Annotated in this window: 15 protein-coding genes; 7 read left to right on the forward strand and 8 right to left on the reverse strand. The window is 65.2% G+C overall.

All coding sequences use genetic code 11. The features are described from left to right. The first annotated feature begins 54 nt into the window (after positions 1 to 54). Positions 55 to 2,139: a S9 family peptidase gene (locus CKY51_RS06345; RefSeq protein ID WP_152249000.1), complete on the forward strand. Its 2,085-nt coding sequence runs from the start codon at positions 55 to 57 to the stop codon at positions 2,137 to 2,139. A gap of 179 nt (positions 2,140 to 2,318) precedes the next feature. On the opposite strand, the gene CKY51_RS06350 is transcribed toward CKY51_RS06345, so the two are convergent. Beyond that, positions 2,319 to 3,551, reverse strand: a complete 1,233-nt coding sequence (locus tag CKY51_RS06350; protein ID WP_152249001.1) for a putative peptide maturation dehydrogenase — start codon at positions 3,549 to 3,551, stop codon at positions 2,319 to 2,321. Positions 3,552 to 3,727: 176 nt separating this feature from the next. On the opposite strand from CKY51_RS06350, the gene CKY51_RS06355 reads away from it, so the two are divergent. Then, positions 3,728 to 4,030, forward strand: coding sequence for an NHLP-related RiPP peptide (locus tag CKY51_RS06355; protein WP_152249002.1), 303 nt, complete (start codon positions 3,728 to 3,730; stop codon positions 4,028 to 4,030). A gap of 120 nt (positions 4,031 to 4,150) precedes the next feature. Here the strand turns inward: CKY51_RS06355 and CKY51_RS06360 are convergent, their stop codons facing one another. The 4 genes from CKY51_RS06360 to aceB form a co-directional block, all read right to left on the reverse strand. After that, entirely contained in the window at positions 4,151 to 6,658 is a 2,508-nt protein-coding gene (locus CKY51_RS06360) for a putative peptide modification system cyclase (protein WP_152249003.1), read from the reverse strand. Between the two features lie 2 nt (positions 6,659 to 6,660). Next, positions 6,661 to 7,704 carry a GGDEF domain-containing protein gene (locus tag CKY51_RS06365; protein WP_031339602.1) on the reverse strand — a complete coding sequence of 348 codons (1,044 nt, stop codon included), beginning with the start codon at positions 7,702 to 7,704 and terminating at the stop codon, positions 6,661 to 6,663. 180 nt (positions 7,705 to 7,884) lie between these two features. Then, positions 7,885 to 9,180 (reverse strand): isocitrate lyase, encoded by a 1,296-nt coding sequence (gene aceA, locus CKY51_RS06370; protein ID WP_022972106.1) that lies wholly within the window; start codon positions 9,178 to 9,180, stop codon positions 7,885 to 7,887. A gap of 151 nt (positions 9,181 to 9,331) precedes the next feature. Beyond that, positions 9,332 to 10,948, reverse strand: a complete 1,617-nt coding sequence (gene aceB, locus CKY51_RS06375) for a malate synthase A (RefSeq protein ID WP_022972107.1) — start codon at positions 10,946 to 10,948, stop codon at positions 9,332 to 9,334. Positions 10,949 to 11,067: 119 nt separating this feature from the next. Here aceB and CKY51_RS06380 point away from each other — a divergent pair, with 119 nt between their 5' ends. From CKY51_RS06380 to CKY51_RS06390, 3 genes are all read left to right on the forward strand, one after another. Next, positions 11,068 to 12,024, forward strand: coding sequence for a LysR family transcriptional regulator (locus CKY51_RS06380; RefSeq protein ID WP_022972108.1), 957 nt, complete (start codon positions 11,068 to 11,070; stop codon positions 12,022 to 12,024). A 79-nt stretch (positions 12,025 to 12,103) separates the two neighbouring features. Beyond that, positions 12,104 to 12,826 carry a helix-turn-helix domain-containing protein gene (locus CKY51_RS06385; RefSeq protein WP_022972109.1) on the forward strand — a complete coding sequence of 241 codons (723 nt, stop codon included), beginning with the start codon at positions 12,104 to 12,106 and terminating at the stop codon, positions 12,824 to 12,826. A gap of 70 nt (positions 12,827 to 12,896) precedes the next feature. After that, positions 12,897 to 13,247 carry a VOC family protein gene (locus tag CKY51_RS06390; RefSeq protein ID WP_022972110.1) on the forward strand — a complete coding sequence of 117 codons (351 nt, stop codon included), beginning with the start codon at positions 12,897 to 12,899 and terminating at the stop codon, positions 13,245 to 13,247. A 33-nt stretch (positions 13,248 to 13,280) separates the two neighbouring features. Here the strand turns inward: CKY51_RS06390 and CKY51_RS06395 are convergent, their stop codons facing one another. Then, positions 13,281 to 13,919, reverse strand: a complete 639-nt coding sequence (locus CKY51_RS06395; protein WP_022972111.1) for a TetR/AcrR family transcriptional regulator — start codon at positions 13,917 to 13,919, stop codon at positions 13,281 to 13,283. Positions 13,920 to 14,008: 89 nt separating this feature from the next. Here CKY51_RS06395 and CKY51_RS06400 point away from each other — a divergent pair, with 89 nt between their 5' ends. Then, entirely contained in the window at positions 14,009 to 15,073 is a 1,065-nt protein-coding gene (locus CKY51_RS06400; protein ID WP_022972112.1) for an MBL fold metallo-hydrolase, read from the forward strand. Continuing rightward, positions 15,070 to 15,999 carry an oxidoreductase gene (locus tag CKY51_RS06405; RefSeq protein ID WP_022972113.1) on the forward strand — a complete coding sequence of 310 codons (930 nt, stop codon included), beginning with the start codon at positions 15,070 to 15,072 and terminating at the stop codon, positions 15,997 to 15,999. The genes CKY51_RS06400 and CKY51_RS06405 overlap by 4 nt, the downstream gene beginning before the upstream one ends. A gap of 282 nt (positions 16,000 to 16,281) precedes the next feature. Here CKY51_RS06405 and dcp read toward each other — a convergent pair whose 3' ends face one another. Both dcp and CKY51_RS06415 read right to left on the reverse strand, forming a co-directional pair. After that, positions 16,282 to 18,447: a peptidyl-dipeptidase Dcp gene (dcp, locus tag CKY51_RS06410; RefSeq protein ID WP_022972114.1), complete on the reverse strand. Its 2,166-nt coding sequence runs from the start codon at positions 18,445 to 18,447 to the stop codon at positions 16,282 to 16,284. A gap of 183 nt (positions 18,448 to 18,630) precedes the next feature. Continuing rightward, positions 18,631 to 19,644, reverse strand: coding sequence for an isoaspartyl peptidase/L-asparaginase family protein (locus tag CKY51_RS06415; RefSeq protein WP_022972115.1), 1,014 nt, complete (start codon positions 19,642 to 19,644; stop codon positions 18,631 to 18,633). Positions 19,645 to 19,668: the final 24 nt, after the last annotated feature.

The following is a 19,668-nucleotide window of genomic DNA, read 5'->3' on the forward strand; positions in this document are numbered from 1 at the left end:
CCGCCGTTAGCGTGGCACATCGGCCGGCCCGGCCGCATTGCCATCGGAGGCCCCATGCAACGCCTGATTCTTGTTTCCAGCATGCTGCTCGCCCTGTCTGCCTGCGGGGACAATGCCGGGTCTGCCCCCGAAAAGGCTGCAACGCCTGCGCCAGCGGCGGCGGCACCCGCAGCGCCGCCTGCGCTGATCACCCGCGATGCGCTGTTCGGCAATCCCGAGCGTGCCAATGTCAGCATCAGCCCCGACGGCAAATACCTCAGCTGGGTGGCGCCACTGGAGGGCGTACTCAATGTCTGGGTTGCACCGGTGGATGCGCCCGATCAGGCACGCGCGATCACCAAGGACACCGCACGCGGTATCCGCAATTATTTCTGGACCTATCAAGCCAACACCTTGCTCTACCTGCGCGACAACGGTGGCGATGAGGATTTCCATCTGTACTCGGTCAATCTGGCCGATGGCAGCAGCAAGGATCTTACCCCGTTCGACAAGACCAATGCCGAGGTGTATCGGGTCAGCGCACAGCATCCCGAATCGATCATGGTTGGCATGAACGATCGCGATGCCAAGTGGCACGACCTGTATCGCGTGGACCTGGCCTCCGGCACGCGCACGCTGGTGCAGAAGAATACCGACAGCCTGGATACGTACCTGCTCGACGGCGACTACCGGCTGCGTTACGCCACCCGCGCTACGGACGATGCCGGCAGGGAGCTGCTGGTGCCCGATGGCCACCGCTGGAAGAGCGTGGACCGGATTCCGTTCGAGGATGTCTCCAACACTGCGCCAGACGGCCTGACCGAAGATGGCAAGACGCTGTACATGCAGGATTCGCGCAACCGCGATACCGCCGCGCTGTACGCCATCGACACCACGAGCAATGCGCGTACGTTGCTGTTCGAAAACCCGCACGCCGATGTCGGCGCCACCTTGAACGACCCCAAGACCGGCGCGATGCAAGCGGTGTCCACCGACTATTTGCGCGAGGAGTGGAAGCCGCTGGATAACGGCATTGCCGCGGATCTGCAGAAACTCAAGTCGCTCGGCGGCGGCGATGCCAGCGTGGCCGCGCGCACGCTCGATGACCGCATCTGGATCGTTGGCTATTCCGCGGCAGAAACCCCGCTCACCTACTACCGCTATGACCGCGCCGATGGCGGCAAGCTGACCAAGCTGTTCTCCGCGCGACCTGCACTGGATGGCAAGCCGCTGGTGCCGATGTGGCCGCAGGAGCTGACCGCACGCGATGGCCTCAAGCTGGTCAGCTACCTCACCCTGCCCGCCGAAGCCGATACCAACCATGACGGCAAGGCCGATAAGCCGGTGCCGTTGGTGCTGTTCGTCCACGGTGGCCCGTGGGCACGTGACAGCTACGGCTACAGCCCGTACCAGCAATGGCTGGCCAACCGTGGCTATGCGGTGCTATCGGTGAACTTCCGTGGCTCCACCGGCTTCGGCAAGGCCTTCACCAATGCCGGCAATGGCGAGTGGGCCGGCAAGATGCATGACGACTTGCTCGATGCGGTGCAATGGGCGGTCAAGCAAGGCGTCACCAAGCCGGATGACGTCGCCATCATGGGGGGCAGCTACGGCGGCTACGCCACCCTGGTCGGCATGACCTTTACCCCGGACGCATTCAAATGCGGCGTGGACATCGTGGGCCCGGCCAATCTCAACACCTTGCTCGGCACCGTACCGCCGTACTGGGCCAGCTTCTACAAGCAGCTGACCCGGCGCATGGGCGACCCCGCTACCGAAGCCGGCAAGCAGTGGCTGGCCGAACGCTCCCCGCTCACCCATGTCGACAAGATCAGCAAGCCGCTGTTGATCGGTCAGGGCGCCAATGATCCTCGGGTCAAGCAGGCCGAAAGCGACCAGATCGTCAATGCGATGAAGGCCAAGAACATTCCGGTCACCTACGTGCTGTTCCCGGACGAAGGCCATGGCTTCCGCCGCCCGGAAAACAGCAAGGCGTTCAACGCAGTGACCGAAAGCTTCCTGAGCCAATGCCTGGGCGGTCGCTTACAACCGATCGGTGCGGATCTGGAAGGCTCCAGCATCACCGTGCCGGAAGGCGCCGACAAGATCAACGGCCTGAGCGAGGCCTTGAAGACGCATACGCAGGCGATCAAGCGGTAGCGACGTCGGGTCCAAGGAAGGCGCAGACCTCGACAGGCTTGCGATGGTATGCCGTGCGAATCCTCTAGAGAGATCGCACGGCGTACCCCATCGTCCGGAGACGTTACGCCATGCGCGTTGCACGGTGCGCGACACCTGATGCGCGCATCGGTCATCGCCGTATAGGCCCGGCCAATTCGCTATCCGCGCAAGGGACCCGAGTCGGCACCTTCGATATCCACTGCCGAAGTCTGTTCTGGGTCGCCGTCCGGCAACGACCAGATCCTTCCATCCGGATCCAGCTCCGTGGTGACCATGTGCGCACCGCGCAGGCCGAACCCGCACACCGCCAAGACGCCTTGCGTGATGGGATCCAAGGACAACGCACGCTCCAGGTACTTCTCGTTGATCGCCCCCGTGATGAAGGCGCCCAGCCCAAGATCCGTCGCAGCCAAGTAGAGCGTTTGCGACAGGTGACCAGCCTCCATCGCAATCACCCGGTAGGCCTTCGCATGCTGCCGATACTTCCAGAACGTGCGCGCGAACCGCGGCACCAGCGCGACCAGCACCTGCGCATCGGCGAACCAGTGCTGCTGCCCGACGGCTTCCATGACGAACGTGCGCGTCAAGTCGATCCCCGGCAATCGCTCCAAGACATGTGTATCGGCACGATAGTGATAGACACCCGCCGCCAATCCGACCACGTTTTGCACGAGCAGATAGGCCTCGATCGGATGCAAGCCGCCGCCGGAAGGAACACTCTTCTTGAGGAACACCAGGTCCTCCCCAATCTTGATGCTCGACTTGGCGGCGAAAACACGCTGCAGCATGTGGGAGAGGGTTTCGAGGGGCAGCGCACGATCGAGGTCGAAGTTGCGGCAAGTAACCCTGCGCCCGAGCAGCGCATCGAAATCGCCATAGACGACCGTCGGGAGCGTCACTACCTGGTCGGCGGCGATAGCGCGCTCCTCCGCTTCCGCCGGAGGGGGCCCAAGCGTCCGCCGCATTTGTTCTATCGTCTCGGTCCCCGAATCCTGGGAATTCTTGACCGAATCGACCCCCTCCCAGCGGGTGAAGGCATGCAGCACGGCCGCGAGCGGATGCCAGTGTGCTGCCCGCAGCCTGTTGTCCTGCAGCGCGGCTGAAGATTCGGGTTGCGACTCGTCCAACACCAGACCCACCGAGATCAAGCGATCGACGACCGCTGCGTCGCAGTCTAAGGACGACCGCTCGGTCCAGCGGTTCGCACTCAGCAACCCAAGCGCTTCGCGCTCCTGTCCATCCACTGGCACCGGTGCATCCAGATGTGGCGCCAAGGCCAACCACTGTAATTCATGGCACAGTCCATTACCCCCGCGCAACAGAGATTCAACCGCGAACGTTACCTTCTCGCTCGGCTCCAACAGGAGCACCGCACATCGCTTGATACGCATCAAAATTCCTCGGTCCTACCTACTAAGTTGAAGGCAAGCCCATAGGAAGGCGACACCTTGTAGTCGTAAACATCGCCAGCACCAGAATGCTGTTGCAGAAGCTCCGCAACTGGCTATAGTTGCAGCACGTTTGACGCGCTCATTCTAATCTTCCTTTCGTCGTCCTTGGAGCACCGATGCTTACGATGCAACCCGCAGTCGCCAAGAATCTTGTCGATCTCCTGTCCACTGACGATGCGTTCCGCGCACTGTTCGTTAGCGATACCGTAGCCGCACTCTTGCAGGCTGGTTATACGCCAGTGCCTGGTGACGACCTTGAAGTGTTCGCCAAGGAATGCTGCAAAGACATCAAGCTGGCCGATAAAGCAGCTATCGCCGCCGCCCTCGAAGCGACTCAAGCGATGCTAATCAAGGGCATCAATCAGACCGTGCCCAGTATCGGCAGTGGGACATCTTGTGTACCACGAACGCTGAAGTAAGCCAGCTTGTCATTTCTTCACTAGGCGCGTCATTAGAATTAATCAACGGCCTCCTGGCGTCTACGCCTTAATCCGTCGATCCACTTGCTTCTGACAAGGACGTCGGTGACTCCAATAGGATCATTTTTCGGCCCCAACCTGGGCGGTGATGGCCTTTAAATCAATGACGTTGAGCGACTGTAGGCAGTAACCACATTCGACTTCCGCATATGCCAAGCCCGCGCGCCCGGCGATCCATCCTGCTTGCAGACGCGCACGACCAACATCACCAAGTTGCTGGGCTGCCTTCATGGCAGCGACTCGCGTCTGGAAGCGCGAGGCATCATCCAAAAATGGCTCAAGCAGCTTTAGCGCCTGGTCTGGATGGTGAGCAGCGGTAAGGCTTTCAGCTGCAACCACCGCACTGAATTCCCTGACCGGTCGATTATCTGGCGCCCTTCCACTGGCTTCGATGCTGCGCACAATGGTCGCTGCGCCAGAGCTGTCACCTGCGCGCAATGCGATCAAGGCCGCGGCCAGCGCAGTAACGACGTCGTCTGTTGCATCCATTAATTGGTTACTCCGTAGCGCAGCTACCGCAAGCTTTGCCCCTTCACGCGCAACCTTCGACGCGGAAAGGTCGTCACCCGCAGCCAGGTGGGCAGTTGCCAGCGGCACGTAATAACTCAGGCGATTAAATCCCTTTTGCTGATCGCTCGCGGCCATCCCGCGCTCCGCGCACGCCAGGGCGTAAGTCGCCTCACCTGCATCAATTGCGATCGCCACGCGCGTCATATCAGCATGGAAGTCATTCGGGTCCACCTGCTGCAGCAGCTGCTTTGCCAACTGGAAATCTCGTCTTGCTGCCGCAACCGCAGCGCGGCGTACCGTGGCCGATGCATACCCGCCATCGGCGGCAGCTTTAAACGCGCGATCTGCACCAACGTAATCGCCGAGTGCAAACAGAATTCTTCCAAATATGTCTTTGGCCACCGAGGAAGAATCCACCTTGCTCTCTGCTGAGGCTTTTGCATACGGCATAGCCTGCTTGAAGCGATTAGTGGTGTAGAAGCTGAGTGCAGCGTTATTCAGTGCGGGTTGATAGTCGGGATAAAGCTCAGCCATTTGGGCCCAGGCGTCGGCCGCTGCGAACGGATCCACAAGACGGATGCTCAGTATCTTGGCGTACATGGCCTCACGCGCCGGTAGCCGCGAGGTCAGGTTCTGGGCTGTTCGCAACGCCCGGTTCGCCTGCGGATAGTCTGCCAGGAGGAAATTCGCCCTCGCCTGACCGAGCCACGCCAGGGCGAAGTTGCTGTCGATATCGGTCGCGCTGCTATAGAAACCGAGCGCACCCTGCGGATCGCCTTTGAAATAGCGCTTCTGACCCAGGGCGAAAGCGCGCAAGGCATCCATGCTGGCGGTCGTGACCTCCGGCAGCGGCATCGCGTTGTCACGCACGCTACCGATGGTTTCACCCAATTGCTGGCGCAGGTCGCCCGTCACCGTATCGACCGCATCCAGCACGGACCGATTGTTCGCATACGCGGAGCTCACCGCCAGGGTTTGCTGAGTCCGCGGGTCGATGATTTCGACCGAAAACCGCTTGCGTCCGCCGACATCCGCGATCGACGGCAACAGCACGGCATGAGCGCCGGCACGCAGTGCAACTGCTGAGGCATTCCCCCGGTCCAGTAAATCCTTGCTCGGATCTTTGCGCATCAGCCCAAGCAAACCGCGGGTTTTGTCGTCACTGAGGACATTGACGTAGCGCGACTGCTCCAGACTGATGCGGAATGCTTGATCGACCGCCCCGTCGAGCGTTGCGTTGCCTGTCAGGTTGCGCAGGTCGCCCATGACCACCCAGTCCCTTTCGGAGAACGCAATCGCAGGTTCCGGCCTGGTGAAGAACCACAGTAGGAATGCGGCAGCGGCGAAGACCACCGTCTCGGTGATCAAGGCGGACGGACGGCGCCATAACGGAATCTCGCGCCAAGCCTTGGCAGACGTCCTGGGCATGCGCAGCGGCGCAAATCCCACTTCGCCAACCTCGTAAATCTCCATCCCTGTCGGCACGCCCTTGAAACGCCAGCGGCCGTGCGACTTCCACAGCAGACGCTCGGCGCGTTCGCCCAGTTCGCGGGCAGCGCGCTGCACCAGCGATTCGGCGACGGCCGACAGCAGGATCTGTCCGGGACGGGCCATCGACATCAAGCGCGCGGCGGTGGGCTTGGCCAGTCCTTCGACTTCCAGCGGCTTGGCCCCGATCTGCACCGCTTCGTCACTGTTGCGCCAGGTCAGCACTTCGCCGACATGCAGCCCCTGCCGGGCGTGCAGCTGCAGGTTGCGGCGCTTGCCCAACGTCAGCAGGCCCTGGGCGTAATCCAGCGCGAATCCCAGGCCATCGATCGGCCGTTCGAACAACAACAGCAATCCATCCGAACGATCGATCAGCCGGCCGTGCCACCGCTGCTGCAGCCGCACGACCAGATGATCGTGCTCGCGAAACAGTTCGGCGGCGGCGCTATCACCGATACGCTCGACCATGGCGGTGGAGTCGCACAGGTCGGTCAGCAGCAAGGTGCGCAAACGCGGCGCTTGGATCGCTTCCGCAGCCGCTTCCTTGCGTGCTTGCGTACCCACGGTCATCGCTAGCGCTTGTCCGACGGCAACGGATCGAACACATGCAGACGATTGCCCCCTTGCCGCTTGGCCTCGTACAAGGCAGCGTCTGCGCGGGTATACCAATCGTTGTAAGAGGTGGATGCATCGATGGTGCACAGGCCCACGCTGACCGAGCAGCCGTGCTGCGCGTCGGCCATGGCGCCTTGCCGGACCTCGACCGCGTTGACGATGGATTCGGCGATGTGCCGAACCAGCTCCAGCGACCCTTGCGCCACCAGCACGCAGAACTCGTCGCCACCCAGCCGGCAGGCCAGGTCGCCTTCGGCGATCACCGAGCGCAGCGCGTGAGCGACGTTCTGCAACACGCGATCGCCGGCCAGATGGCCATGCTGATCGTTGATTTGCTTGAAACGGTCGCAGTCCAGCAGGATCAGCCCGACGCCCGGCGAGGCGCCGGTGCGGCGGCACTCCTGCAGATGCAGGGTCAGCCCGCGACGGTTTTGCAGGCCGGTCAACTCGTCGGTGCGGCTGAGCTCTTCGGTGTGGTTGAGCTGGTGCGAGGTGACGTAGAGATTGTCCAGCGCCGCCTCCAGATCGTGGTTGCGACGTCGCAGCTGGCGGATCAGCAATTGTTCGTTGTTGACCACCCGCACGATCGAGCGGCGCAGGAAATGCGCCACCGTGCCCGGATCGTGATCGACCAGGCGCTGGAAATCGGCATGCTTCAGTTCGATCAGACGACTGTCGCTGGCGGCGATGGCACCGGCACTGCGTGCGTGATCGCCGATCAGAAGCCCGAGCTCGCCGAAGAATTCGCCCGGGCCCAGGTGTTTGAGTGTCAGGTCTTCGCCGAAGTCCAGATCGATCTGGCCGCTGAGCACGATGTACATCTGCGTGCCCACCGTGCCGCGCTCGAACAAGACCTGCCCAGCCAACACATCCTGCGTCCGTCCGAAGCGCGCAAAGAACGCAAGCTCTTCGGCGGTCATCAGCGCATGCAATCCATCGGTCAGCGTTTTGACAACGCTACCCGTCGCTGCGACTGCGCCGGCAGTGTGATGGCAAGTCATTTGCGCCCCTTAGATCGACCTGCAGCGTCGATCCGTGGCGCCATCGTACATGAACCTTCCGTTCACAACCAGATCACACCCAGTCTCGCGCACCTAGAGACGAATCGTCGGGTCGCCTTCAAAAAAGCCGGGTTCGGACACGTCCGAACCCGGCTGGATGACCGATCGGCAAGAGCTCGCTCAGGCCGCCTTGTCGCTGCGGAACTGCGCTTCTTCGGTGGAACCGCGCAAGGCCGTCGTGGATGACTGACCTTGCTGGATCGCCTGAGTCACCGCGTCGAAGTAGCCGGTGCCGACCTCGCGCTGATGCTTGACCGCGGTAAAGCCCAGATCCGCTGCAGCGAATTCGGCTTGCTGCAATTCCACGAAGGCGCTCATCTGTCGCCGCGCATAGCCGTGTGCCAATTGGAACATGCTGTGGTTCAGCGCATGGAAGCCGGCCAGGGTGATGAACTGGAACTTGTAGCCGTAGCTGGCCAACTCGGTCTGGAACTTGGCGATGGTGGCGTCGTCGAGGTTCTTCTTCCAATTGAAGCTGGGCGAACAGTTGTAGGCCAACAGCTTACCGGGGAATTTGGCATGGATCGCCTCGGCGAAGCGGCGGGCGAACTCCAGGTCTGGCTTGCCGGTTTCGCACCAGATCAGATCGGCATAGGGCGCATAGGCCAGGCCACGGCTGATCGCCTGCTGCAAGCCATTGCGGGTGCGGAAGAAGCCTTCGACGGTGCGCTCGCCGGTGGCGAACGGGCGATCGTTGGCATCGACGTCGCTGGTGATCAGGTCGGCGGCTTCGGCATCGGTACGGGCGATCAACACGGTCGGCACGCCGAGCACATCGGCCGCCAGGCGCGCGGCATTCAACTTTTCGATCGCCTCACGGGTCGGCACCAGCACCTTGCCGCCCATGTGGCCGCACTTCTTGACCGACGCCAGCTGATCTTCGAAGTGCACGCCGGCGGCACCGGCCTCGATCATCGCCTTCATCAACTCGAAGGCATTGAGCACCCCACCGAAGCCGGCCTCGGCGTCGGCGACGATCGGCTGCAGGAAGTCGATCGAATCGTCGCCCTCGGCGTGATGCAACTGATCGGCACGCAACAGTGTGTTGTTAATGCGCTTGACCACAGCCGGCACCGAATCGGCCGGGTAGAGCGACTGGTCCGGATACATCTGCCCGGCCAGGTTGGCATCGGCTGCCACCTGCCAGCCCGACAGGTAGATCGCCTTCAAGCCCGCCTTGACCTGCTGCATGGCCTGATTGCCCGTCAACGCACCCAGCGCGTTGACGAACGGCGTGGAGTGCAGCGATGTCCACAGCTTGTCGGCGCCCAGTCGCGCCAGCGAGTGCTCGACGTGCACGGTGCCGCGCAGGCGCACCACGTCGGCGGCGGTGTAGTTGCGCGTGATCCCGGCCCAACGCGGGTCGTTGGCCCACTGCTGCTGCAGTTGTTCGGCGGTCTGCAGATTGCTGCTCATCTTGCGTTCTCCTTGGAGTCGGACACGGCGGATGCAACGGAGGGAGTGGCCGGGCAACGCGCGGCCAGCGGCCGGCCTGGACGCCTGTGGGGCGCCCGGCAGCGAAAAAGGTGGCGGTGGAGCCGCGCGCGTCAGCGGCGCGGACGATGGATCAGTCGATCAAACGGTAGGCCGGTACGGTGAGGAAATCGGCCAGTCCATCGGCACGACTGAGGTCTTCCAGCAAGGCGATCGCCTCCGGCACGCGGGCGGCACCGACGAAGCTGCCCGCCGCACCCAGCCGTGCAGGCAACGCGCGCAGGCTGGCCTGCAGCAGCGGCAGATCGATGGCGGTGCCATCGTCCAGCCGCTGACCGTGATGCAACCACTGCCACAACTGCGCGCGGCTGATCTCGGCAGTGGCGGCGTCTTCCATCAGGTTGTGGATCGGCACGCAGCCATTGCCATCCAGCCACGCGGCCAGGTAACGCACGCAGACTTCGACATTGCTCTCGAAACCGGCACGGGTGATGTTGCCTGGCGACGGGGCGATCAACTGCTCGCGGCTGACCTGCACGTCATGGCGCAGCACGTGCTGCTGGTGCGGGCCGGGCATGTGCTCGTCGAAGATCTGCATCGCCACCGGGATCAGCGCCGGATGCGCGACCCAGGTGCCGTCATGGCCGGCACTCACCTCGCGCAGCTTGTCGGCGCGCACGCGCGCCATCGCCTGCTCGTTGGCGGCTTCGTCGTGATTGATCGGGATTTGCGCGGCCATGCCGCCCATCGCATGCGCACCGCGCCGATGACAGGTCTTGATCAGCAGTTCCGAATAGGCCTTCAGGAACGGCTGGGTCATGGTGACCTGGCCGCGTTCGGGCAGCACGCGGTCGCGATGCGCGCGGAAGGTCTTCAGATACGAAAAGATGTAGTCCCAGCGGCCGCAGTTCAGGCCGACGATGCGCTTGCGCAAGGCGTGCAGGATTTCGTCCATCTCGAACACCGCCGGCAGCGTCTCGATCAGCACGGTCACCTTGATCTGGCCATGCGGCAGGCCGAGCATGGCTTCGATATGCGCCAGTGCGGTTTCCCACAGCGCCGCCTCCTCCATGCATTGCAGCTTTGGCAAGTACAGATACGGGCCGCGGTCCTTGGCCATCAGCAGGCGGGCGTTGTGGAAGGCGAACAGTGCCGCATCGAACAGGCCACCGGCGATCGGCTGGCCGTCGACCAGGACATGCTTCTCGTCCAGATGCCAGCCGCGCGGGCGCACGATCAGCACCGCGCGTTCGTGCTCGGGTCGCAAGGCGTACTGCTTGCCGCTGGGCGCGGCGAACTGCAGGTCGCCACGCACCGCCGCCGCCAGCGTGCGCTGGCCGGTCAGCAGATTGCGCCAGGTCGGTGCGGTGGCGTCCTCGAAGTCCGCCATGAACACCTTGGCGCCGGAGTTCAGCGCATTGATGACCATCTTCGGATCGGTCGGCCCAGTGATCTCCACGCGACGGTCCAGCAGCGCCGCCGGCAGCGGAGCCACCGTCCAGTCGCCATCGCGGATGGCCAGGGTGTCGGCGCGAAAATCCGGCAGTTGGCCGGCGTCGAAGGCGGCCTGGCGCCGTTGGCGAGCGGCCAACCGCTGTTGGCGCGCCGGCTCGATGGCACGGTGCAGGGAGACCAGCAGGGCCAGGGCGCCGGCGGGCAGCAGCTCGGCCTGGCCGGCGATCTGGGTGGTCAACGCCAGGCCGGGAGTGGCCTGACGCAGCGGACGGGAAGCGAGTGCGGTGGCAGACATAGGTGGGGGTCCTGTGTATCCGGGACTCCACCGTCGCTCGGGATCAGTTATTTGACAAAGCAGTTTTCGCAATGGTGTAAATAAGCTGACTTTATACTTGTGACTTCTCGTACACGCCGATGGCGCCAAGCCCTCGTTTTTCCTACAAATCCGATCGGCTCAAACCGCTGCGGGCGTTCTGCCAGACGGTCCGCCTGGGGTCGGTGTCGCGGGCTGCCGAGGCGCTCTACGTCAGCCAGCCGGCGGTGACGCTGCAGCTGCAGGCCTTAGAGCGTGACCTGGGTGTGCCGCTGTTCGAGCGTGCGGGACGGCGGCTCACGCCCAGTCGCGAGGGCCAACTGCTGTACGACATGGCCCTGCCGCTGGTGGAGAGCCTGGATGGGCTGGAGGCGAGCTTCCGCGAGAAGGTGCGCGGCCTGGACGCCGGCGAGCTCAACATCGCCGCCAACAGCTCCACCATCCTGTATCTGCTGCCGCGCATCGTGGAGCACTTCCGCGCCCGGCATCCGGATGTCCGCCTGACCCTGCACAACGCCATCAGCGCCGACGGCACCGATCTGCTGCGCGAAGATGCGGTCGACCTGGCGATCGGCTCGATGCTCGACGTCCCGGCCGACCTGAACTACGCGCCGGTCTATCGCTTCGAACAGCTGTTGATCACTCCGCCCGATCATCCGCTGGCCGCCAAGTCCAGTGTCTCGCTGCAGGATCTGTCGCCCTATCCGCTGATCCTGCCGCCGCGCCGGCAGGTCACCTACCGCTTGGTGGACCTGGTGTTCCAGCAGGCACGCGTGCCCTATACGGTGGCCCTGGAAGTCGGTGGCTGGGAAGTCATCAAGCAATACGTGGCGATGGGCATGGGCATCTCGATCGTCACCGCGATCTGTCTCACCGACGCCGACCGCGACAAGCTGGCCACCCGCTCGCTGAAGGATTACTTCCCAACCCGCAGCTACGGCGTGGTGGTACGCAAGGGCAAGGTCCTGTCGGCCCAGGCGCGCGCCTTCATCGAACTGATCCAGCCGGACCTGTTCACCCCGCGTGGCTACGACGAGAGCGGTCCGTCGGAGCGGTAGCCGCACCACGGCAGCGCGCGGCAGCGGCGCCCTTGGGCTCTGCTACGGTGGCGGCACGCCCGCTGCACGCCGACCGCCCGTGTCCCTGCCCTCCCGCTACGCCGAAGTCGACGCACCACTGGTTCTGCGCGAGCGCCTGCGCTGCAGTTGGCGTTTCCGCCAGGGCGAGGCCGACACCGCAGCGACGCAGGTGCTGCCCGACGGCTGCGTCGACCTGATCTGGGACGGACGGGTGCTGTTCGTCGCCGGACCGGACCACCGCGCCACCGACGCCACGTTGGCACCTGGCAGTGTGCTCAGCGGCGTGCGCCTGGCCGCTGGGGCCGGCGCCAGCCTGCTCGGCGTGCCACTGCAGGCCATCGCCGACCAGCGCGTGCCGCTGGACGCGCTGTGGGGCGTCCGCGGCCACGACTGGCAGGCGCGACTGGAAGAGGCCGCCGACCCACTGGCGGCCTTGCACGCGCTGTGCGCCAGCCGCCCGCTGCAGGCCGATCGCGCGATGGCTTGGCTGTTCGCGCAACTGGCCGGCAGCACGCCGCCGCGGCTGGCCGTGTTGACCGGCACGCTCGGCATCAGCGAACGCACATTGCGGCGACGCAGCCACGAGGCGTTCGGCTACGGCGTCAAGACACTGGCGCGCATCCTGCGCCTGCAGCGCTTCCTGGGCCTGGTGCGCCAGCACCCCAGCCTGACCGCGGCGGCATTCGAGGCCGGCTATGGCGACGCCCCGCACCTGGTGCGCGACAGCCGGCAACTGACCGGGCTCAGTCCGCGCGAACTGGTGCGGCGCCACGCACGCTGAGTTGGCCGTTTTCGCCAAGCCAGGCGCGCCGCTGCGCGGGACACTGGCGGCTCGTCCACAGGAGCCGCCCATGTCCCACGCCAACCAGCATCACCGCATCGACTACCTGGAATTCGCCGTCGCCGCGATCGCCGTGGCCAAGGCCTTCTACGGCCAGGCCTTCGACTGGACGTTCCAGGACTACGGCCCGGACTACTGCGAGTTCCGCGACGGCCGCCTGAGCGGCGGTTTCTTCCACGGCACGCCGCAGCCCGGCGGCGCCCTGGTGGTGCTGTATTCCCACGATCTCGCCGCCACCCAGGCCCGCATCGAAGCCGCCGGTGGCCGCATCGTGCGCCCCGTGTTCGACTTCCCTGGCGGGCGCCGCTTTCACTTCGCCGACCGCGACGGCTACGAGCTGGCGGTGTGGTGCGAGGGCTGATGCCCACTGCACACGCGCGGCGATGCGGCCGCGCTAATCAGGATCGCGCGCGTAGTGCCCGAGGAACATGTCGGCCGCCGACGCGGCGACCTCGGCCTGTTGCGCGGGGCTGAGCGGCGGCTGGCCCATGCTCAACTGCGGCCAGAACGCGAAGCCCTTGATCAGCGCCTGCAGCTGCTGCGCGGCGAACTCGGGCTGCAGTGGCTTGAGCCGCCCATCGGCGAGCGCCGCACGCAACCACACCAGGGTGCCCTCCTCCTTGCTGCCCAGGCGCGCGACCAGGTCGCGCGCACGCTCGGGCGCGCGCAGGCCCTCGACCATCGCCATCCGCGACAGACCCAGGAAGGCGGGATCGTCGAACATCTGCAGCTTCTGCTGCAGCAACTGCAGCAACTGCGCGCGCAGCGGCTGCTGCGGGGCATAAGGCACACCGACCGTGTCCAGGCTGCGCTGCCATAGCTGCACCAGGATCTCGTCGAACAACGCGTCCTTGCTGGGGAAATGGTTGTAGACGGTGCGCTTGGACACGCCGGCACTGGCCGCGATGCGGTCCATGCTGGTGGCCTCGAAGCCGTACTGGCGGAATTCGGCGATCGCCGCCTCGACGATGGCCTGGCGCTTGCGCTCGGTCAGCCGCACCGGCGTCTTTGCGATGGGAGATGAACTCGACATAGCGAAATTTTACACCGGGCAGTTTACATTTCCCAACATAAAACTACACTGTGTAGTGTAGATCGCCCGTCGCCTGATGCCGTTCACCCATGGAGACACACGTGTCCAGCTCTTCCACCTCTCCGAGCACCGCCCCGTATGCCGCCTCGCCGCAGTTTCGCAATGGTCGCTTCCGCAATGCGCTGCCGACCGCGCTCAGCCAGCCCGGCCTATTGGCGGGAGTGCGCCTGCTGTGGGAAGTGCTGTTCAACAAGCCTGCGCGCGCCGTACCGTCGCAGCCGCTGCCGGTAGTGCCGTTGACTGCGGCGCAGCTGCGAGATGCGCCCGACCGCAGCCTGTTCCGGCTGGGCCATTCCACTGTGCTACTGAAACTGCGGGGCGGCCTGTGGCTGACCGACCCGGTGTTCTCCCTGCGCGCCTCGCCCGTCCCGTTCGTCGGACCGAAGCGCTTCCATGCGCCGCCCATCGCCTTGGACGATCTGCCGCCATTGGCGGGCGTGATCCTGTCGCACAACCACTACGACCATCTGGATCGCGCCACCATTCGCGCCCTGGCCAGCCGAGTCGGTGTGTTCGTCGCTCCGCTGGGCGTGGGCGACCTGCTGGTGCGCTGGGGCGTGGATCCGGCCAAGGTGCAGCAGCTGGACTGGTGGCAGTCGGTGGATGTCAGTGGCATCACCCTGACCGCCACCCCGTCGCGACATTTTTCTGGACGCGGCCTGTTCGACCGCGACCGCACGCTGTGGTGCTCGTGGGCGATCCAGGACGACGACCTGCGCCTGTTTTTCAGTGGCGACGGCGGCTACGGTCCGCACTTCAAGACCATCGGCCAGCGCCTGGGGCCGTTCGACCTGGCGCTGATCGAAAACGGCGCCTACGATGCGATGTGGCCGGACGTGCATATGCAGCCGGAGCAGACCATGCAGGCCTTCGTCGATCTCGGCGGGCGCAGCTTGTTGCCGATCCACAACGGCACCTTCGACCTGGCCCTGCATGTCTGGTCCGAACCGTTCGAGCGCATCGTCGCGCTGGCGGCGGCCGCCAAGGTACCGCTGGCCATCCCGCAAATGGGCGAACGGGTGAACGTGCGCCGCCCGGACACCGATCAACGCTGGTGGCGCACGCTGCCCGAAACGCTGGTGCTGGCGTCATGAGCGGCTGGACGCTGGCCGATCTACCGTCGCAACGGGCCCGGGTGGCCGTGGTGACCGGCGCCAGTCCCGGCGGGCTGGGGTACGAAACCGCGCTTGCCCTGGCCGGTGCCGGCGCCCGTGTCGTGCTGACCGCACGCAACCCCGACAAGGGCGAAGCGGCACGCCAGGCCCTGCTTGCCCAGCATCCGGAGGCGGACGTGTGTGTGGAGGCGCTGGACCTGGCGCATTTGGCGTCGGTGCGCGCATTCGCCGAGCGGCTGGCCGCGCGCCACGCTGCGGTGGACCTGCTGATCAACAACGCCGGCGTGATGGCGCCCCCGCAACGGCAGACCACCGCCGACGGGATGGAGCTGCAACTGGGCAGCAACTACCTGGGACATGTCGCGCTGACCGCGCAGGTGCTGCCTTTGCTGCGTGCGGCGTCGGCACCGCGTGTGGTCAACCTGTCGAGCCTGGCGCATCGCCAGGCGCGGATCGATTTCGACGATCTGCAGAGCGAACGCCCATACCGTCCCTGGAAGGCCTATGGGCAATCCAAGTTGGCGATGCTGATGTTCAGCCTGGAATTGCAGCGCCGCAGCGACGCGCATGGCTGGGGCGTGCGCGCACTCGCCGCGCATCCGGGCATCGCACAGACCGCCTTGATCGCCAACGGGCCGGACGGCGCTGGACGGCGCAGCGCGAGCGGCGTGGCGGTTGGGCTGATGGCCCATTACCTCGGCCATTCGGCCAGCGCGGGTGCGCTACCGACACTGTATGCGGCAACGGCGCCGCAGGCACAGCCTGGCGGCTACTGCGGACCGGGTGACCTGTTCGAGCTGAAAGGCCACCCGGCGCCGGCCAAGATCGGCCGCCAGGCGCACGACCGGCAGGTGGCGGCACGTTTGTGGGAGACGGCGTGTGCGCTGACGGGCGTGGCGTTCTGATCATGCCGTCGGGGCGGCGGACGCGTCGCCCTGGGCTGCGTCTGTAGGTCCTGCCGGCCGGCACTGCGCTGCGCCGGTAAAGGCATCGCAACAGCCACGCTTTCTGTGGTGTGGCGCTCGTGCTGGCCGACACCGTTCCTGGACGGTGTGCCGCCCATTCGCGCACGCAAGACAAGCGCTGGCAGATCCGCACGAACGAAAACGGGATGACCGATGGCCATCCCGTTTCGATCTGCACGCTGCACGGTCTCCGTGCAGCCATTGTCAGCGCAGCGTCGCTGCTTACTCGGTCAAGCCACGGTTTTCCAGCAGCGCCTTGACGCTGGGATCCTTGCCGCGGAAATCGCGATACAGCGTCGCCAGGTCGACGGTATTGCCACGCGAGAGGATCTTGGCGCGGAACAGATCGCCGTTCTTGCGCGACAGCCCGCCATGCTCCTTGAACCACTCGAAGGCATCGTCGTCGAGCACTTCCGACCAGAAGTACGCGTAGTAGCCGGCCGAATAACCGCCACCCCAGATGTGGTCGAAATACGTGCTGCGGTAACGCGGCGGCACCTCGGCCAGATCGACCTTGAAGCGCGTGAGCGCATCGGCCTCGAACTTGCTGACGTCCTGCAACGGCGCATCGGCCGGCTGGGTGTGCCAGGCCAGATCCAGCAGCGCGGCCGCCAGGTACTCGGTGGTCGCATAGCCGCTATTGAAGGTCTTGGCCTTGCGAATCTTCTCCACCAGCGCCGCCGGCATGGCTTCGCCGGTCTGATAGTGCTTGGCGTAGTGGGCGAAGATCTTGGGATCGGAGGCCCAGTGCTCGTTGAACTGCGACGGGAACTCGACGAAATCGCGCGAGGTGTTGGTGCCGGCCAGCGACGGGTACTTCACCTGCGAGAACATGCCATGCAGCGCATGGCCGAACTCGTGGAACATGGTGGTGACATCGTCGAAGCTCAGCAGCGCCGGCTGGCCAGCCGCCGGCTTGGTGAAGTTGCAGACGTTGTAGACCACCGGCTTGGCGCCGGTCAGGCCGTCCTGCTCGACGAAATTGCCCATCCAGGCGCCACCGGACTTGCTGTCGCGCTTGAAGTAGTCGGTGTAGAACAGCGCCAGCGACTTGCCGTCGGCATCGAAGACCTCGTACACCTTCATGTCGGCGTGGTAGGTCGGGATGTCGGTACGCGGCTTGAAGGTCAGACCGTACAGCTGGTTGGCGGCGTAGAAGACGCCGTTCTGCAGCACGTTGTCCAACTCGAAGTAGGGCTTGATCTGCGACTCGTCCAGGTCGTACTTGGCCTTGCGCACCTGTTCGGCGTAAAAGTCCCAATCCGAGGCAGCGAGCTTGAAGCCGCCGTTCTGCGCGTCGATCACCTTCTGCATCTCGCCGATCTCGCGGCGCGCCTTGCCGGTGGCGGCCGGCACGGTGTCGGTCAGCAGCTTGAGCGCCTGGTCGGGCGTCTTGGCCATCTGGTCGCCCAGGCTGTAGGCGGCGTAGCTGTCGAAGCCCAGCAACTTGGCCTTCTGCGCGCGCAGCTGCGCCAGCCGCTGGATGGTCTGGCGGGTATCGTTGGCGTCGCCCTTCTCGGCGCGGGTTTCCGAGGCCTTGAGCACCTCCGCGCGCAGTTGGCGATCCTTCAGCGAGGCCAGCACCGGTTGCTGGGTGGTGTTCTGCAGCGCCAGCAAGTACTTGCCGTCGAGCTTGCGGGCCTTGGCCGCATCGGCAGCGGCGGCGATGTCGCCATCGCTCAGGCCATCGAGCTTGGCCTTGTCGTCCACCACCACCGCACCGGCCGCGGTGGCGGCCACCAGACGGGTGTGGAACTGGGTGGACAGCGTGGTCTCCTCGACGTTGAGCTTGCGCAAGGTGGCCTTGTCGGCATCGGACAGTTGTGCGCCGGCGCGCACGAAGCTGTCGTATTGGCGCTCCAGCAGGCGTTTCTGCTCGGCATCCAGGTTCAGGGTGTCGCGCTGGTCGTACAAGGTCTTGATGCGGGCGAACAGCTTGGGATCGAGGTGGATCTCGTCCTGGTGCTCGGCCAGCTTGGGCGCGACCTGTTCCTGGATCTTCTGCCGTGCATCGCTGGTATCGGCCTGGACCACGCCGAAGAACACGCTGGACACGCGCGTCAACGTTTGCCCACTGCGCTCCATCGCCTCGATGGTGTTGGCGAAGGTAGGCGCTTCGCTGCTGTCGGCGATCTTGCGGATCTCGGCCAGGTGCTGGCGCATGCCTTCGTCGAAGGCCGGCAGGTAATGGCTGTCCTGGATCTTGTCGAAGGGCGGCGCCTGGAACGGCAACGCGCTGGCGCTCAGCAGCGGGTTCTCGCTGGCTTGCGGGGCCTGCGCGGCGGGAGTCTTCTCGGGCACGGTGGCCTCCTTACCAGGCGACGGTTGTCCAGAACAGGCGGCCAGCGCCAGGGTGATGGCGGCAGCCAGGATGACGGGGCGCGACATGCGTGGGATTCCTGATGGTTGGGGTACGGCAATCGCGCACCCTAGCGGGTTTGCACGGTGCTGGCATGTGCCGTTGGATGGGCGAGCGCGACCGCTGGAGTCCCCGGACGACGCAGGTCGGTGCGGCGCGCGCGCCGCACCGCCGACGGCCAACGCCTCTCATCTCGACGGGCATCCAACGCTCTAGAGCGTCTCGTCCTTGAAGATCGCCACATGCGGCACGCCATCGGTCCCGATCCAGCCGCGGTACATGCCTTCGGTGTTGAACGGGAAGGCCGCGTTGCCCTGCGCATCCAGCGCGATCGCCCCACCATCGCCGCCAGCGGCGGGAATCTGCTGGTCGATCACCGTTTCGGCCGCCTGCTGCAGGCTCTGCCCGGCGTACTTCATCCGTGCGCAGATGTCGTAGGCGGCCACGGCGCGGATGTAGTACTCGCCCCAGCCGGTGCCGGACACCGCGCACTGGGTGTTGGCGTAGGTGCCGGCGCCGATGATGGGCGCGTCGCCGACCCGGCCATAGCGCTTGTTGGTCATGCCGCCGGTGGAGGTACCAGCGGCCAGGCGACCGGCGCGGTCCAGCGCCAGCGCGCCGACCGTGCCGAAGTGCTTGGCGGTCTCCAGCTCCAACTCCGCTTGCGCCTGGCGGTCGCCCGCCTCGGCACGCAAGGCCTTCTGCAATTGCTGCCAGCGCTTGTCGGTGCGGAAGTAGGCCGGATCCACCAGGGCGATGCCCTGCTCGCGGGCGAATTGCTCGGCACCGGCACCGACCAGCATCACGTGCTTGGAGCGGTCCATCACGCGCCGTGCCAGCTGGATCGGGTTCTTCACCGTATGCACGCCGGCGATCGCGCCGGCCTTGCCGCTGGCGCCGTCCATGATGGCCGCATCCAGCTCGTTCTTGCCGTCATGGGTGAACACCGCCCCGCGCCCGGCGTTGAACTGCGGCGCATCCTCCAGCACGGTGATGGTGGCCGCCACCGCATCGACCGCGCTGCCACCGTCGGCCAGCACGGCATGCCCGGCCTGCAGCGCACGCCGCATCGCCTCATGCGCCTGCGCCTGTTCGTCGGCACTGAGCCCGGCCTTCTCGACCCCGGCGCCGCCATGGAGAACCAGCATCGGCTCGACGGCCAGCGCCGGCAGCGCCAGACCCAGGCACAGCGATAACGTCAGCAGGCGGGCACACAGGACGGTCATGGCATTGCTCGTGCGGGGCGGCCG

Source organism: Xanthomonas maliensis (assembly GCF_009192945.1).
In the GTDB taxonomy this organism is placed as follows: domain Bacteria; phylum Pseudomonadota; class Gammaproteobacteria; order Xanthomonadales; family Xanthomonadaceae; genus Xanthomonas; species Xanthomonas maliensis.

Excerpts from the sequence above, each read along its gene's own strand:
- CKY51_RS06345 (WP_152249000.1), top strand. The coding sequence starts at position 55 with ATGCAACGCCTGATTCTTGTTTCCAGCATGCTGCTCGCCCTGTCTGCC.
- CKY51_RS06350 (WP_152249001.1), bottom strand. The coding sequence starts at position 3,551 with ATGCGTATCAAGCGATGTGCGGTGCTCCTGTTGGAGCCGAGCGAGAAG.
- CKY51_RS06355 (WP_152249002.1), top strand. The coding sequence starts at position 3,728 with ATGCTTACGATGCAACCCGCAGTCGCCAAGAATCTTGTCGATCTCCTG.
- CKY51_RS06360 (WP_152249003.1), bottom strand. The coding sequence starts at position 6,658 with ATGACCGTGGGTACGCAAGCACGCAAGGAAGCGGCTGCGGAAGCGATC.
- CKY51_RS06365 (WP_031339602.1), bottom strand. The coding sequence starts at position 7,704 with ATGACTTGCCATCACACTGCCGGCGCAGTCGCAGCGACGGGTAGCGTT.
- aceA (WP_022972106.1), bottom strand. The coding sequence starts at position 9,180 with ATGAGCAGCAATCTGCAGACCGCCGAACAACTGCAGCAGCAGTGGGCC.
- aceB (WP_022972107.1), bottom strand. The coding sequence starts at position 10,948 with ATGTCTGCCACCGCACTCGCTTCCCGTCCGCTGCGTCAGGCCACTCCC.
- CKY51_RS06380 (WP_022972108.1), top strand. The coding sequence starts at position 11,068 with ATGGCGCCAAGCCCTCGTTTTTCCTACAAATCCGATCGGCTCAAACCG.
- CKY51_RS06390 (WP_022972110.1), top strand. The coding sequence starts at position 12,897 with ATGTCCCACGCCAACCAGCATCACCGCATCGACTACCTGGAATTCGCC.
- CKY51_RS06395 (WP_022972111.1), bottom strand. The coding sequence starts at position 13,919 with ATGTCGAGTTCATCTCCCATCGCAAAGACGCCGGTGCGGCTGACCGAG.
- CKY51_RS06400 (WP_022972112.1), top strand. The coding sequence starts at position 14,009 with ATGGAGACACACGTGTCCAGCTCTTCCACCTCTCCGAGCACCGCCCCG.
- CKY51_RS06405 (WP_022972113.1), top strand. The coding sequence starts at position 15,070 with ATGAGCGGCTGGACGCTGGCCGATCTACCGTCGCAACGGGCCCGGGTG.
- dcp (WP_022972114.1), bottom strand. The coding sequence starts at position 18,447 with ATGTCGCGCCCCGTCATCCTGGCTGCCGCCATCACCCTGGCGCTGGCC.
- CKY51_RS06415 (WP_022972115.1), bottom strand. The coding sequence starts at position 19,644 with ATGACCGTCCTGTGTGCCCGCCTGCTGACGTTATCGCTGTGCCTGGGT.